General features: G+C 44.5%; 12 protein-coding genes and 1 riboswitch. All 12 genes read right to left on the reverse strand.

The genetic code is table 11. The annotated features are described in order from the left end of the window. The 12 genes from ACZ42W_RS18835 to ACZ42W_RS18890 all read right to left on the reverse strand — a co-directional run bounded on the left by ACZ42W_RS18835 (window position 1) and on the right by ACZ42W_RS18890 (window position 14,785). Complete coding sequence (locus ACZ42W_RS18835) at window positions 1-276, reverse strand: ferredoxin family protein (RefSeq protein ID WP_464166800.1); 276 nt, start codon at window positions 274-276, stop codon at window positions 1-3. Continuing rightward, complete coding sequence (locus tag ACZ42W_RS18840) at window positions 270-1,571, reverse strand: FAD-dependent oxidoreductase (RefSeq protein WP_464166801.1); 1,302 nt, start codon at window positions 1,569-1,571, stop codon at window positions 270-272. Before ACZ42W_RS18840 ends, ACZ42W_RS18835 begins: the two co-directional genes overlap by 7 nt. Further along, window positions 1,568-2,587: an electron transfer flavoprotein subunit alpha/FixB family protein gene (locus ACZ42W_RS18845; RefSeq protein ID WP_464166802.1), complete on the reverse strand. Its 1,020-nt coding sequence runs from the start codon at window positions 2,585-2,587 to the stop codon at window positions 1,568-1,570. Before ACZ42W_RS18845 ends, ACZ42W_RS18840 begins: the two co-directional genes overlap by 4 nt. Window positions 2,588-2,694: 107 nt before the next feature. Next, window positions 2,695-4,701, reverse strand: a complete 2,007-nt coding sequence (locus ACZ42W_RS18850; protein WP_464166803.1) for an oxidoreductase — start codon at window positions 4,699-4,701, stop codon at window positions 2,695-2,697. Between the two features lie 59 nt (window positions 4,702-4,760). Further along, entirely contained in the window at window positions 4,761-6,770 is a 2,010-nt protein-coding gene (locus tag ACZ42W_RS18855) for an oxidoreductase (RefSeq protein ID WP_464166804.1), read from the reverse strand. Window positions 6,771-6,954: 184 nt separating this feature from the next. After that, window positions 6,955-7,623, reverse strand: coding sequence for a response regulator (locus tag ACZ42W_RS18860; RefSeq protein ID WP_464166805.1), 669 nt, complete (start codon window positions 7,621-7,623; stop codon window positions 6,955-6,957). Further along, the gene (locus ACZ42W_RS18865) at window positions 7,620-9,302 is read right to left on the reverse strand and encodes an ATP-binding protein (RefSeq protein ID WP_464166806.1); all 1,683 of its coding nucleotides are present in this window, start codon (window positions 9,300-9,302) and stop codon (window positions 7,620-7,622) included. The genes ACZ42W_RS18860 and ACZ42W_RS18865 overlap by 4 nt, the downstream gene beginning before the upstream one ends. Window positions 9,303-9,856: 554 nt before the next feature. Then, the gene (locus ACZ42W_RS18870) at window positions 9,857-10,510 is read right to left on the reverse strand and encodes a DedA family protein (protein WP_464166807.1); all 654 of its coding nucleotides are present in this window, start codon (window positions 10,508-10,510) and stop codon (window positions 9,857-9,859) included. Window positions 10,511-10,867: 357 nt separating this feature from the next. Further along, window positions 10,868-11,680 (reverse strand): energy-coupling factor transporter transmembrane component T family protein, encoded by an 813-nt coding sequence (locus ACZ42W_RS18875; RefSeq protein ID WP_464166808.1) that lies wholly within the window; start codon window positions 11,678-11,680, stop codon window positions 10,868-10,870. Beyond that, a complete protein-coding gene (locus tag ACZ42W_RS18880; RefSeq protein WP_464166809.1) occupies window positions 11,671-13,452 on the reverse strand; it encodes an ABC transporter ATP-binding protein in 1,782 nt (593 codons plus the stop codon). The genes ACZ42W_RS18875 and ACZ42W_RS18880 overlap by 10 nt, the downstream gene beginning before the upstream one ends. Before the next feature lie 12 nt (window positions 13,453-13,464). Continuing rightward, complete coding sequence (locus ACZ42W_RS18885) at window positions 13,465-13,983, reverse strand: ECF transporter S component (protein ID WP_464166810.1); 519 nt, start codon at window positions 13,981-13,983, stop codon at window positions 13,465-13,467. A 58-nt stretch (window positions 13,984-14,041) separates the two neighbouring features. After that, window positions 14,042-14,785: an alpha-ribazole kinase gene (locus ACZ42W_RS18890; protein ID WP_464166811.1), complete on the reverse strand. Its 744-nt coding sequence runs from the start codon at window positions 14,783-14,785 to the stop codon at window positions 14,042-14,044. A 96-nt stretch (window positions 14,786-14,881) separates the two neighbouring features. Then, window positions 14,882-15,061, reverse strand: a riboswitch (cobalamin riboswitch). Window positions 15,062-15,185: the final 124 nt, after the last annotated feature.

Here is a 15,185-nt window from a genome sequence, read left to right on the forward strand (position 1 = left end):
CTATACAAATCGAAAGCTCACACCATATCCGCCTCTGGGGTAGTTCCAATCGACTGCTCCCTGATCGCAAACCACACGGCAGCTGCCACACTCCAAACATCCCTCATAAGCAAACAAAAGTTGTCCATCATCTGTCTTGGAATAGCATCCAGCCGGACAAACATAGGTGCAGGCCTGATGCGGACAGTTGGCACAACGATTCTTATCGACTTTTATATGCTCCTCAGGGCTAACACGATACCGTATTAAATTAAGCTTATCTTCAATAACTACCATATCATCGCCCTCCCTGCTTCTTTAACATCTTTGAACACTTCCCGCCAGGAAACTTGGCCCTGAAATATTTCCCGGAATTGGGGCATTATTTTTTGATGAGAGCGACCATCAACGGTAAATAATTTCTCCGCCAATTGACAAATTAAATCGGGGTAAGTCGTATGCAAACGCGGATTTTCGATAAAAGACAGAGCATGCTTATATTTTCGTAAGTCCTTGAGCACAAAACTTTCTTCAAGGATCTGCTGGTAGTGTTGCATACTTCCTGAGCTAAAGTCTCCCTTGCCCTTTGCTGCCACAACCGTTTGTGCAGCGGCGATACCCGAAGCAATGGCGAAGTTAACCCCTTCAAGGTATAAACCGTTCGCCAGAACAAAGCCTGCCGCATCTCCGGCAATCAGCATCCCTCCGGTATACAATCGCGGCATCATTTCAAGTCCGCCCTCAGGAATCATATGGGCTGAATACTCTTTAACCACCCCATCTTTCAGCAATCCTTGCACAGAGGGATGCCTTTTAAATTGTTCCAAAGCTTCATAAATAGGGACTCTTTGAGCATGCATGGTCGGGAACTGGGCGACTACACCCACGGATAGACTCTCCTTATTGGTATAGATAAACCCGCCGCCTTGCATACCCCCGAGCAGTCCGCCTAAAAATTCGTTGGAAACCCCTTCAGTATCTGAAAGATTAAACCGGCTTTCAATCGTTGCTTTAGGCAACTGAATAACTTCTTTAACCCCGACCGTCACGTGATTCGGTAAAAAGTTTTTACGTAGCTTTGCCTTTTGAGCCAGAAGAGAATTCACACCGTCAGCCGCAATCACGACGTCAGCCCATACCTCTCCTTGATTACGACGGGTTCGAACTCCAGCTACTCTCCCATCGACCCACAATAAATCATCAACTACCGTTTCTGTCACGAGCAGCGCTCCGGCTTCAACAGCTTTTTTAGCATACCAACGGTCGAAACGGGAGCGGTTCACGGAAAATCCATTATATGGAGCTTCTCCAAATTTAGTCGTTTTAAAGTCGAAAGAAAATGAAGACTCCGCTGAGAGCATCGTAATCACTTTGCTTGTAATACAGCGTTCGACTGGTGCCTCCTCCCAATAATTTGGGACAAGATCATTGAGAACACGCCCGAACAAAGCACCGCCAAACATGTTTTTCTCCCCTGGATACTTGCCGCGTTCCAGAAGTAGAACTTCTAACCCTGACTTCGCAAGCACCATTGCAGCGGTAGCCCCCGCTGGTCCAGCGCCTACAACAATAACGTCAAATTTTTGTTTCACGGCTTGATCCCTCCCGTCCCTGCTGCCTGTTCTCCTGTTCCCTGCAGTTGCTCAATTAAGCACGGTAAAATCTGCTGTAGGTCACCCACAACACCCATATCTGCCATCTTGAAAATCGGTGCCGTTCGATCTTGGTTAATGGCAATAATCAGCTTTGATTCTTTTATACCATTAAGGTGAGCAGAAGCCCCAGAAATCCCAGAGGCAATGTAGCAGCGAGGTGAGACCGTTCGTCCGGTTTGCCCCACCATGCGTTCCCGTGAAGTCCACCCTGCATCCATAGCTGCCCTCGAACCTCCGACAGAACCGCCGATCACTTGAGCGAGTTTCTCGATGAGTTTCCATTGTTGCGAAGACCCTACCCCTCGGCCCCCAGAAACGATGATTTCGGCCTCTGTCAAATCAACACTGCTCGGATCAGCCTTGATAAATCCAACCACTTTTGTCCTTATACTCTGAGGATCAATATTCGGTTGGACCTCTACGATTTCCGCGCTGAGTGATTCTTTGGGCTTGTCTACGCCAATCACTCCCGGCCGGATTGTTGCTACACAGTACTTGCTCAAGCTGCTCACGGTACAATACACTTTTCCAGTATAGGCGGGCCTTATCCCTTCAATTGCTCCCTTATCATTCATTTTTAACATCACACAACCTGCTAGCAAGCCTGCCTTAATACGGGCTGCTAAGCAGGGCGCTAAGTCTTTTCCGTAAGGAGTCTCTCCAGTCATGATAACCAAGGGTTCGTGACTTTTGATGAGCTCCGTCAAGACAGCGGCATAACCATCTGTGCTGTATTGCTCCAGATTAGGATGCTCTGCTACGTAGACTCGATCTGCTCCATATTGTCCTAATATAGATGCCATATTCTGTACATTATACCCTAATAAGACGATACATAACTTTACTGCTGCTTTATCGGCCAGCTTTCGCCCTTCACGGAGCATTTCCAAGGTGATTTCTTGCAGTTCGCCGCCCCGGTGTTCGGCAACAATCCAAATTTCCTTTTCAGCCATGACATTTCCCTCTCCATTCTGCGGTCAGTCAACGATACGTAGTTTTAATATTGCTGTTAATACGGGAGAACGAAGAACGATTTCTCCGTTCTCCCGTAATTAAACCGTTAGATGGATCGGCCAACAAAGTAACCATCGTGGATTGCGCGATCCACGGTCCGCGGAGCAACACAATCACCCACCCGATAAAGTTCTTTCACTTTATTTTTGAGAGCAAGATAAAGATCATCAATCGCCTCAGCCCCTGTAATCAGAATGACTGAATCCACCGCTTCGATTGTCGTTACTTCCTGAGAGAAAAAGTGGAGTACATCGACGGCATTTTCTTTAATCCCAATTAAGGTACTAGATGGAGTAACCTTTACTCCCTTGCTCGCTACCCGTTGTTGTACGGCCATCATGGTTAGAGAATCCATTACCATTCCCAAGAAGAGTTTGTCTGTAATAATTTCGATGTGTTTTCCTTGATCTGCTAACCATTCCGCAATTCCTGATGCTTTAACATGTCCTTCCGTATCTAAAATCACGATGTTCTGCCCCAATTCAGCATTGCCCAGAAGGACATCCTCGACCGTATAGACATTTTTCAGATTACTACCGGGGATTCCAAGGGGATTCAAACCATTTGCACCCGTCCGTAATGCTTTAGAACCTGTTGCGACCACGACTGCATCTGGGTCCTCGGCCTCGATCAACTCAACTGTGACTTCTTTATTGAAGATAATCTCGACTCCTAATCTCTTTAACTCATCTTGAGGCCAACGAATCACGCTCTCCATTTCATCACGTCCTGGCAATCGAGAAGCCAAATTGATTTGCCCGCCCAGCTTATCACTCTTTTCGTAAAGAATAACCTTATGTCCACGTAAAGCACTGAGTCGCGCTGCTTCCATGCCAGCACGCCCGCCGCCAATTACGATGACCTTTTTCTTTTGCGCTGCAGGATCTAACGTCCCTGCGCCGAGTTCCTTTTCCCTGCCGACTTCCGGGTTTTGCGTACAACCTGCGGATACACCAACTAACACATTGCCAAAACAATCCTGACAGCAGCCGACGCATTGGCGAATTTCATCTAATCGCCCTTCTCGTGCTTTGTTTCCGATTTCAGGATCAGCAATATGGGCTCGCGTCATGCCCACCATATCGGCCTGACCGTCGGCTAAAATTTTTTCAGCATGCAAGGGATCTGTAATCCGGCCAACACAGAAGACCGGAATATTATCCACTGCTTCCTTGATCGCCGAGGCCGCATATACACCATAACCCTGGGGCATATACATGGGAGGAACAACCACCCCGGTTGCAGTTGAGACGTTGCCCAAGCTGATGCTCAGATAATCAATTTTACCGGTTGCCGCAAGTCTCCGGGCAATTTCAACCGAATCATCCAAAGTGAGCCCGCCCGGAGTTAACTCATCCCCGCAAAGGCGTATGCCCAAAGCCATATCTGAACCGATCCCGTCACGAATGCGCTCAACAACCTCAAGTAAAAAGCGCATGCGATTCTCCAAGGAACCCCCATATTCATCTGTACGCTGATTGCTAAAAGGGGATAAGAATTGCTGCGGTAAATAGCCGTGACTGGCATGAATTTCAACGCCATCAAACCCACCCGCCTTCGAATTTTCGGCAGAGATCCCATAATATTCAACCATTTCTTTAATGTCATCGATTTCCATAACCTTGGGGATTTCAGCAAAAAGAGCACTTGGCACAGCCGATGGAGCCCAAGCTGGTAATTTACTCTGTTTGCCGGAATTATTAAGGCCCGAGTGAAAAAGTTGGTTAAATACTTTAGCTCCATGCTTATGAATCATATCGGTTGCTAATTTAAAGCCCGGAATTGCCCCTTCATCATAAGCAATCGAAGTGTTCATCAGTTCATAGGCTGAGGTCGGATGAACAGCCGTTTGACCAAAGATAATGAGACCAATGCCGCCTTTCGCCCGTTCTGCTTGGTAATAAGCATAACGTTCCCCATAAAAGCTGGGTTTGCCCCATGTAGAATTGGCTTCGCCCATCAATGTTGCGTGAGAAGTGGACATGAGGCGATTACGGACTGTTACAGGACCAATCTTTAAAGGAGTAAATAAATATTGAAACTCACTAGCCATTTAAATTCCCTCCAAGCGTTTAATCCTAGTTGGCTTATTCACATTGGATCTAATTTTTTCTACAATAGTCGTCCGATCCTGTGACCGTCAAAAATGGCAGCATCCGCTTTGCGGGGAGACAAGCAATCTCCGATCCGATAAAATTCTGGAACGCCTTCTTTCATTGAAGTATAAAGGTCATCCTTAGGCAGAGCTCCCGTGATTAATACGACAGTTTCTACATCCTCAATCTTCTCTTCCTGGAAAGAAAGAAGATCTAGGGTCATAACAGTTTTTCCGGATATCTCTTTAACGAACGTAAGAGGACGAATGTCAACGCCATTTTCTTTAAGTCTGGGCATGATCCCCGTTAACGTGGACGCATCAATTCCCATACCGACGTATAATCCTCGTGTAAGGAGATGAACTTCCTTTCCTTGTGAAGCTAAGATTTCAGCCAGCCCCGCGGCTTTAACATGAACTTCTTCATCCAAGATCACGACTTTATTTCCGGCAATAACCTTACCACCTAAAATATCTTCGGCTGTCACCACATTTTCTTGATTCCAACCTGGAACTTCAAAGCCGGTAAAACCGTTTAAACCATTGCGCAGTGGTGTTGAACCTGTTGCCAGAATCACCGCATCAGGTTTTTCCTTTTCAATAATTGTCGTTGTCACTTCTGTACTTAAAATTACTTTTACGCCGTACTTCTGAAGTTGATTTTTGCGCCAGCGCACAAGGCCGTCCATTTCATCACGACCGGGAAGCTTGTAGGCAAGGTTTATTTGCCCCCCTAATTCATTCTCTTTCTCATACAAGACAACTTCATGCCCCCGGGCTGCAGCAACCCAAGCCGCCTCCATGCCACCTGGTCCTCCACCAACGATGAGTACTTTCTTTTTAACTTCAGCAGGCTGAAGCGTTCCGTTCCCCCATTCTTTTTCTTTTCCTACAGCGGGATTTTGTGTGCAACCTAAAGAACCTCCGGCAAACCCTACCCCGACACAGATTTGACAGCAGCCTACACAATTCCGGATTTCATCCAGCCTTCCCTCTTTTGCTTTGTTCGGCAAATCTGGATCTGCGATACTCGCCCGGGTCATAGCTACCATGTCAGACTGCCCGTCAGCCAAAATTCGCTCAGCTTCCAAGGGATCTACATTTCGGCCCACTGTAAAGACCGGGATTTTGTCCACCGCTTCTTTAATATTAGCGGCCAGAGGTGCAATGAATCCGTGCGCCATATACATAGGGGGTACGACAAAATGCATCGAGAGCAAAGTAGCGGCACTCACGTTCAGAAAGTCAATCAAGCCGGTTGCTTCGAGACGCTGAGCAACTTCAGCCATATCCTCAGAAGTTAATCCACCCGGTAAGAGTTCATCACCCGGGATGCGTACTCCCAAGGCCATATCATTCCCAATCTCTTCACGAACCCGCTCGAGGACTTCGACTAAGAGGCGCAAGCGATTTTCCAGAGAACCTCCATACTGATCAGTCCGTTTGTTCGTAATGGGAGAAAGGAACTGTTGGAGGAGGTAACCATGCGTCGAGTGAATTTCAATCCCATCAAATCCACCCGCTTTGGAGTTCCTTGCTGATCGTGCATAGTGGTCCTTAAGTTCCTCTATATCTGCCTTTTCCATGGGTTTGGGTACTTCTCTGCCTAACAGTCCTGGACCGGGAATATTGGAGGGTGCCCACACTGGTAAGTGGCTCGCACTCCCTGAGTTATTTGCCCCGGAGTGGAAAAGCTGAATAAATACTTTCGCTCCTTGCTCATGAATCATATCTGTTGCCAACTTGAATCCTGGAATAGCCCCCTCATCATAGGCGATTGCCGTATTTAAAAGTTCGTAGGATGTTGTAGGATGGACGGCGGTTTGACCGAAGGTTATTAACCCGAATCCGCCTTTCGCCCTTTCCGCTAAATATCGTGCGTACCTTTCTCCATAGAATCCGGGTTTACCCCAAACAGGATTGGGATCGGCCAGCTGATTCGCGTGAGCTGTCGTCATGATACGGTTACGCACGGTTACCGGTCCAATTTTTAGCGGAGTAAACAAAAACTGAAATTGATCTGACATGTTTAACCCTACCTCCCTATGAGCAAATTAGTTAGGATATCACTACCCTCTTGTTATTATGCTAATATTTTGTACGAGATTTCACTATCCTCTATATAGACTAAATTGACCATAGAAAAGAGACCATCTTTGCAAATGGTCTCTTAGTCGCTTCCGACTAGTCTGATAATTGAAGAGCAGATACTTAATCCTTTTGGATTGTTACATTCCCTCTACGAGCTTCTTTTAAGACATTAATTGCTTGGATGCGATTTTGTACATGCAGTTTTCGGACTGAATTGTGCACATGATTTTTTACCGTATTTTCGGCTATATACAGTTCTTGACCCACCTGAGCATAGGTGAACCCTTTACTGATGAGTTCTAACACTTCCTCTTCCCGTTTAGAAAGACTATTCAATGGACCTTCCATCTCTGAAGTTTTTCCTCTAACTTCATTAACAAAACCCCTGAGTATTTTTGAAGCTAGTGAAGGAGAAACCCTTAATTCCCCTCTCATTAAGGCTCTAATCGCCTCGGTAAATTCGACAGAACTCATATTTTTTAACAAGTAACCTGCAGCACCGGATTTTAGTGCTTCGAATAAGGAAGCGTCTGTATCCACAACAGTCAACATAGCAACAATACTTTCCGGTAGATATTCTTTGATCAGAGTTACTGCTGTTATCCCATCACATACAGGCATTTGGATATCCATTAAAATGAGATCTGGTCTTAAGCCTAGAGTTTTCTCCACTCCCTCCTGTCCATTAGAAGCCTCCCCCACAACCTCGATATCCTCTGCTCGAGATAAAATGTCTCGAATTCCTTCCCTTACCAACCTGTGATCATCCACTAATAATACTCGAATCATCCTGACACCTTCTCTCCATTTTGTGGGATTTTCTCCCACCAAGGTACCTGAATCGTTACAACTGTCCCGTGGTCTGGGACACTCTCAATAAAAAATGTCCCCCCGACCGACTGAATTCTCTCCTCCATAATACGTAGTCCATAGCGTCGCATAGAACCACTTTTCAACCCTGCAAGATCAAATCCCTGCCCATTATCAGCGATGGTGATTCGAAGAAATCGTTTTCCCCAGGAACCAAACTCTATCTTCACCTCACTGGCATTCGCGTGTTTGCTAACATTCGTTAACGCCTCCTGAATAATTCGCATTAATTGGGTCTCTATATTAGGAGCAAATCGGAATAATCCAAGATTGGACGAAATCAACTGAACTTTAATATGATGCTGCAAACTAAATTCAGAAATATTTTCCTTCAAAGCAACTCTGAAATCGCCTACAGGTTCTATCGTTCCTTTTAAAGAAAAGATTACCTGTCTAACCTCCTGATAAGTTGTATCTGCCAGACTGGTTAGCTGACCTAGTTTATCTACAACCTCACTCTGTTCTCCCTCCTTTAGTAAATAGGAGATATCTTTAATATTACTTTGTAGTCGAGCTACAGTCTGAGCTAAACCATCATGAATCTCATCAGCTAGCCAGTGCCGTTCTCGAAGCGCGGCCTGATTTTCGATCTGTTGCCATAGTGCTTCATTTTCTACCGACACTGCAACCTGATTAGCTAAGATTGAGAGCATCTGAACCTCTCCATAGGAAAAAGAGCGGTTCAGTCGGTTTGCTGCACACAAAACCCCGGTCACTTTCCCTCGCACCTGAACTGGAACCCCTAAAAATCCCTTGACCTGTATATCTAAATCAGCAAAAACAGTAGAGAAGTTCCGTGCCGCTTCACCCGGCTCCTTTACCCCAATGGGCTGACCTTTTTCAATCAACTCATTCAGTGGACCTTCTTCCAGACGAATAATGCGTGATTTGAGTTTACTCCCTTTATCATTACCGCTCAAAGTTTTCCAATACCAATACTTTTCCTTCGGCTCCATGAGTAATAGCCCTACGAGATCTACATGCATTACATGCCGAATTTGGTCGACAACCGACTGCAGCCGCTGGTTAAAATCCGCCACGGACGAAAGTTCCAATCCTAATTGTAATAGCGCTTCCGAACGCTGTTGAGCGCTCTTGATCTGTTTCAATTTTCGGGCTAATTTCTTCGTTAGCCCTTTTTCCGTCCTTAAGTTTCTGATAATAATTGCAGCTTCATGATCTCCTCTTTCCCCTTTGAATGAAGAAACTGTTATCGCCACTGGAACTAAACTTCCATCTTTCTTGGACAGTCGGGTTTCGAGATAGGGCAGAGATCCCCCTTTTCTGATTGTATTGAGTACCAAACATTGGCCGGAACATGCCCCATTTCCAATTCGCTTATCACAACCTGTAACGGAACAAAAGTTATGTCCAATTAATTCCTCAAGTAGGAATCCTGACATATTCAATAATGAAGGATTAACTGCCAAGATCCTTTTATCCTCACTCACGAGAAGGATACCATCAAAACTCGTTTGAAATAGAGCTTGCAGTCGTTGCTGTTTTCCTCGCCTCATTTTATTGATTATAATTATCAAGATAACGATAGCTAAACTCATAACAATTAAAAGAAGAGTCTTCGCTCCCCAATAATTCATAGCAATCTCTCCAAAATATTCGTTCATCATTTCACTTATAATTATACTCTATATTTTCCTTCTGACGAAAGAGTAGAATATATAAGGATTGAATATTTTGCCGGTTATATTTTCATCATATGCCACCCAAAAATAGCATCCACAGCAAACAACCATTTTTTTGTGCACATAAGATTGTTGGACTATATTTTCGTTTGTAAAAGAAATCTATGATCAGTCGAGGCTTCTTTGCATGAAGAGAGGCCGTGTAGAAAACAAAGCGTCTACACGGCCTCTTTTTATACATTTGTTGCTATATATTTAAGTCCCCATTAAACTATGCGCCATTTCCACCACTTCCACCTAGCCGAGCAAATCCATTGAAATCCAAGGTAGCCCCCGTTACTCTGCTTGCACCATGGGGTCTTATAATCGAATCAAACCGACTTAGAAACCTAGAGAACCTTCCCCTTGATTTCTTGAAAGCAAAAAGGGAATTAAGCCCAAGTACATGGGTTAATTCCCTCTTCTCGTTTGAACTATCAATATCTTTCTTAAATCACTCGGTTTATGAACTAATTCATGGTGTTCTTAGATTGCCCGAAGCGTTGCTTAAGATAACCTATAACTCCCGGTGCAATGGATATCCCGATGATCGCGAAAATAACTATTGTGAAATTATCCCGAACAATAGGCAGATTACCAAAAAAGTATCCCCCGAAAAGAACAATGCTTACCCAAAGAAAGGCTCCGGCGAGATTAAATAGCAGAAAACGCCAGTAGGCCATCACCCCAACTCCTGCTACGAAAGGAGCAAACGTTCGAATGATTGGGATGAATCGCGCCATAATAATTGTCTTTCCCCCATGCCTCTCATAGAAGTGTTGGGTTCGTTCAAGATTCTCCCGATTCAGGAAACGCATTTCTTTCGAAAAAACTTTAGGCCCAAAAAAGTGACCAATCTGATAATTCACAGTATCCCCCAAAATCGCAGCAACGAAAAGTAAGACAAACAACGTCTTTAGGTCTAAGGCACCACTCGCTGCGAAAGTTCCTGCTACGAAGATTAAGGAATCTCCCGGAAGGAACGGAGTAACAACAAGACCCGTCTCTGCGAATATAATCAGAAAAAGAATGAGATAGGTCCACGTGCCGTAAGCTTGAATTACAACACCTAGCTTCTCATCGAGATGAAGAAATATATCAATCACTGTTTGAATGAGTTCCATTGCACACCCTCCGACTTTGACTTGTTTTCAAAACTACTTCTCTAATAGTACTTCATTCGACAGAATTTTGCTATTCCCTTTCTCTTCTAATTCCCTTTATGACTGAAGAATAACAATGAGTTCCCCAAATTCTTCTTAGTGCACCCTTTAGAGAGAAAGTACGGAGGGGTCATTAGTTTTACAACTTTTTTGTTAGTGTAAATCCCGAATATGAATATTAATGCAAAATTAACAAATTCTTCATTGTACTTTAACATTACTATGGTAAAGTACAAATAACGACATTCTTCTCCTACCTTTATATAGACGAGGGTTTAGCTCTCGCCTCAATGAACCGTCTATTAGACGGTTTTTTCTTTATAAGAGACCTAATCTAAGTCCCATTCGCAAGTAGAAGCCACCTACTATCATTAAAAAAAGCATTCCCATAATACAATAATCCCTTACCGCTAAATGTAGTTCTCGTATATTCGTCATTGTGCGGGCATATCCGTAGCCACGATTCAGCATGCCTTTTGCTAAATCCTCAGCAATCAAGATGGAGTTCACAAATAAGGGGACCATAATGGGGATATAAGCTTTGATACGTCCTAGGCTTCCTTTATCATTGATTTTTGCTCCACGAGCTCTTTGAGCCTCGAGAATGAGTGATCTCTTTTTATCCAGAGTAGGGATAAAACGCAGGGCAGTCGTTATCATAAACGATATTTCCGAAGGAACTCTAAACTGATTCAAAAATAGCATAAAATCATCCATGGGAGTGGTTAAGGTTAACACCGAAGAAGCTAGAACCATAACCAGGAGTCGACAGATAAAATTGACCCCAGTCAACATTCCTCCTACAGATAGCGCCAAACGTCCGTCAGGTAAAGCAGAGAAAAGTACAATCTGGCACATCTCACTATGAAATCGTTCAGGTGGGTACGTAAAACCAGAGATCAAAAAAAGAAATAGACAAATCGAAACTAAAGGCCGGATAAGCTTCAAAACTTTCTTATAGGGTATATTACTCTGAACTGTTATTAGGACGATACCCAGCATGAGCAACACATTGTAGAGTGGATCCTCGAACAAGAAACTCCAGACGATGACGGTCAAAAGACCAAGTACTTTGGTACGGACATCTAGGCGATGAAGTAGAGATTCTCCCGGCAAATAGTCTACAAACATAGCGCCCGATCCCCCTCCTCAATGACTCTAACCAGTGACCCTCTGAATTCCTCAGCCGAAGTCGGTCTCAGACCTAAATCCGTTATCCTCTGACTCAGTGCACAGATTTGTGGCGGAAGAATTGCCGCCTGCCTTAGTATTTCAGAATTACCTAGAACCTCCCAGGTAGTGGCATCTCTTAATACATGACCCTTTTGTAACACGATGACCCGTTCCGTATATTCGGCAACGATGTCCATATCATGAGAGATCATAAGAATCGTTGTTCCCGTTCTATGGAGTTGTTGAAGCAACTCCATAATCTTTTGAACGCCCATCCAATCAAGGCCTGTCGTGGGTTCATCAATCACGAGAATCTTAGGAGTAAGTGCTAGAACAGAAGCAACCGCAATCAACTGACGTTCTCCCTTACCAAGTGTATAAGGATGAACCTCCCGAAATTTTTCTAGACCGGTTAACTCTAAGGCCTGAGTGATTCGATCCTTGATCTCCCTCGAATGAAAACCCGCATTTTTCAAACCAAACTCCAACTCTTTCTCAACTGAAACGGAAAAGATTTGGTGATCCGGGTTTTGAAACACATAGCCCACCGTTTGGGCAAGATGTGCAGTGTCATACTCCTTCGTGTTCATCCCCTTAATGATAACTTCTCCCTGTGTCGGCATGAGCAGCCCATTCAAATGTTTGGCTAAAGTGGTCTTCCCCGCTCCATTGGAACCGACCAGTGCGACGAATTCACCTTTTTGAATAACAAGATCAATCCCTTGTATCGCTATTTGTCCGGATTCATACTGGTGGACAAGTTGATTAACCTGAATGAACGGTGAACTCTGTGCTTGCTTTTCCACAGTCTTTTCTTGATCGTCTTCCCTTATCTCGATAGGCTTGGCCAATGGGTCCATTACGTTCCGCAACTTTTGTTTACTTGTTAAACTGCGAATCAGGGACTCAGCACTCGCAACGTCTAAAGGGATATCTTCAAATTCAATCCAGCCCCTTTGATAAAACTCCCAACCTAAAAGGCTTACCGGCAAGGGCTTTATCCCGAATTCCTGCAAAAAAGGAATATTGCGAAAAAGCTTTTCAGGAGCCCCTTGCCAAGCAATCTCCCCGTGATCAAGTACAACAAGTTCATCTGCTCTTTGAAGGATCTCTTCACTCGAATGTTCAATCACGAGAAGAGTCCGATCTTCTTCCCGACAGAGATCATCTAAGGCCCGATAGATTTCTACTCGCCCCTCAGGATCGAGTTCAGAGGTTGGCTCATCCAGAACCATAATTTCGGGCTCCATGGCTAGTACTCCAGCAATCACTAGCCTTTGTTTTTCTCCACCTGATAACTCAGCCGTGGAGCGCCCGTTATGTTCTCTCAATTGAACACTTTCTAGCGCTCGTTCAACTCTTCTATGAACCTCTTCAATCGGTACACCGAAATTTCGGGGTCCAAAAGCTACATCTTCTGCTACTGTTCTCCCAACAATCTGGCTTTCTGCTTCCTGAAGGACAAGTCCTACCTGCTTAGCCAATTCCTGCACTCGATACTTACTTGTCTCTTTACCAGCAACGATGACCTCTCCGATTAAATTCCCTTGCATAAGCTGTGGAATCAGTCCATTTAAACATAAACTTAACGTTGTTTTTCCTGCTCCTGTGCGACCCATTAAAACGACGAATTTCCCCTTCTCCACCGTTAAGTTGACCTGTTTCAAACTCTCAACCTCAGCGTGAGGATAGCGGTAAGAAACATTCTTTAATTCAACGACCTGCTCCACAGTTACACCCCTCTAAATCAATCGACTTCCCTTGAGAGCTTTATACGCTAACGCTGATACCACAATGTTGATGACTGAACCCACCAATAAGAAGGGCATTAACCCTAAAACGGCTCCCATACCACCCATAGGAAAAACCATAAACGCACCCGCCACGCCATTTAAGAGGGACGTCACGATCACCGCAGCAATTAAACCCATTTTCTTATTGACGAAGCGATAAATCAAGGCAAAGACAGCCATTTCTACAGCGATCACTAAATGCATAGGAATTCCAAGTGGGAAACCCACGACCGCTGAAGAAAGTAAATGACCGAGAGCAATGACTACGGCTCCTTCAAGTCCTCCAAAGGCTAATGCACTGAAAAAGCCCGGTGCAGAATCCAAGCCCACTGTCCCAACTGGACTCGGGATTTTAATCAAGGCACCCACTGCACTCAATGCAATAAAAACGGCCATGATTGCAATCCGTCTTATATTCAGGGCCGAGTTCTTGATGGTTTCTTCCTTTGAATTTGAACGGTTAATCATTATAAATTCCCCCTTAATTTTATTACTTCATCCTACTTGTACCCTTTAATTTTGAACCTTAAATAATCCCACCGAGCCTCCCAACCTTACAGATCGGAATCGTTCCAAAGTCGCCAAGTTGAATATTCTCAGGTGCCGTAAAAATAACACACGTTGATGGTCCTGCCGATTTTTCTAGATTAAGTTCGCATTTCGGTTCTCTCATAAATTCAACACCTACTATCGAAGCAATCGCATTGACTTCACCACGTATTCCTTGAGATCCCACTGGGATAATGTCATGAACCGCACGGTATCCTAGTAATTTTACAAGATGATCACCTTGGACAATTTCCGGATCATCTGGACTAAGGATCTCCGGCCCCACCTTAGGATGGCCCATACAAAAAATACCATCTCCAGGTTTAGATTGTCCGATTCTAAGCTTCGCTTTTTCACAAACCCCTACTACAGTAATCCCTAAGCCTGTTTGCTCTGTGAGCATATTCTTTTCTGTACTAATAGCCATAGGCATCGAAGCCAGATCCATAACCTTTAGCTCCTCTCTCACCCCCTTAAGTATTTCTTCACCTGCAGGCTTAGGCTCATTAGAAATCGCAATCGTGATCATCTGTGGAATCGCCCCAATGGAGAGTACTTCCAGCAAAGCGACTCGTGCAGTAAACCTCCCTGTTATGCTCCAAGGCACTTTGACTACATCGCGCTCCTTCATACCGATGGCACCACAAGAATCGCATGCTGCCACAAGGTATTGTGCCTCATTTAAGGAAACCACCTCAACATCTCGCCCATGATATCCCATTTCCCCCCTCCTTTCTTGCAAAAATAAAAAGTTCATAGTCATCTCGCTTCCTCCTCTCGGATAAAGCAAAAAGACCATGAACTTTACCATACTTCATGTGCTTCTAGATTATAGGCAGGTCTCCTGACTTAGAGTCATTGTCTCTTACATACCTTCCCAGTTACCCAGTGGCATCTCTGCATGAGACTCCTCTTTACAGTGGCGGGTCCGTCTGGGATTCACACCCAGTTCCCTATTCTCCCTCGCGTGAAGGGCACCTATAATCCATTTAATTGTTGAAATATTCTAATCCCATTCTAGACCAGATCAGATTAATGTCAAGCTTTTTTTGTATCTGTACGAAAATCGAGCGTCGCAAAACTACTTTTCAAAGAGTTGGTTATGTACATCATTTAATGAA

Source organism: Desulfitobacterium elongatum, from assembly GCF_055378975.1.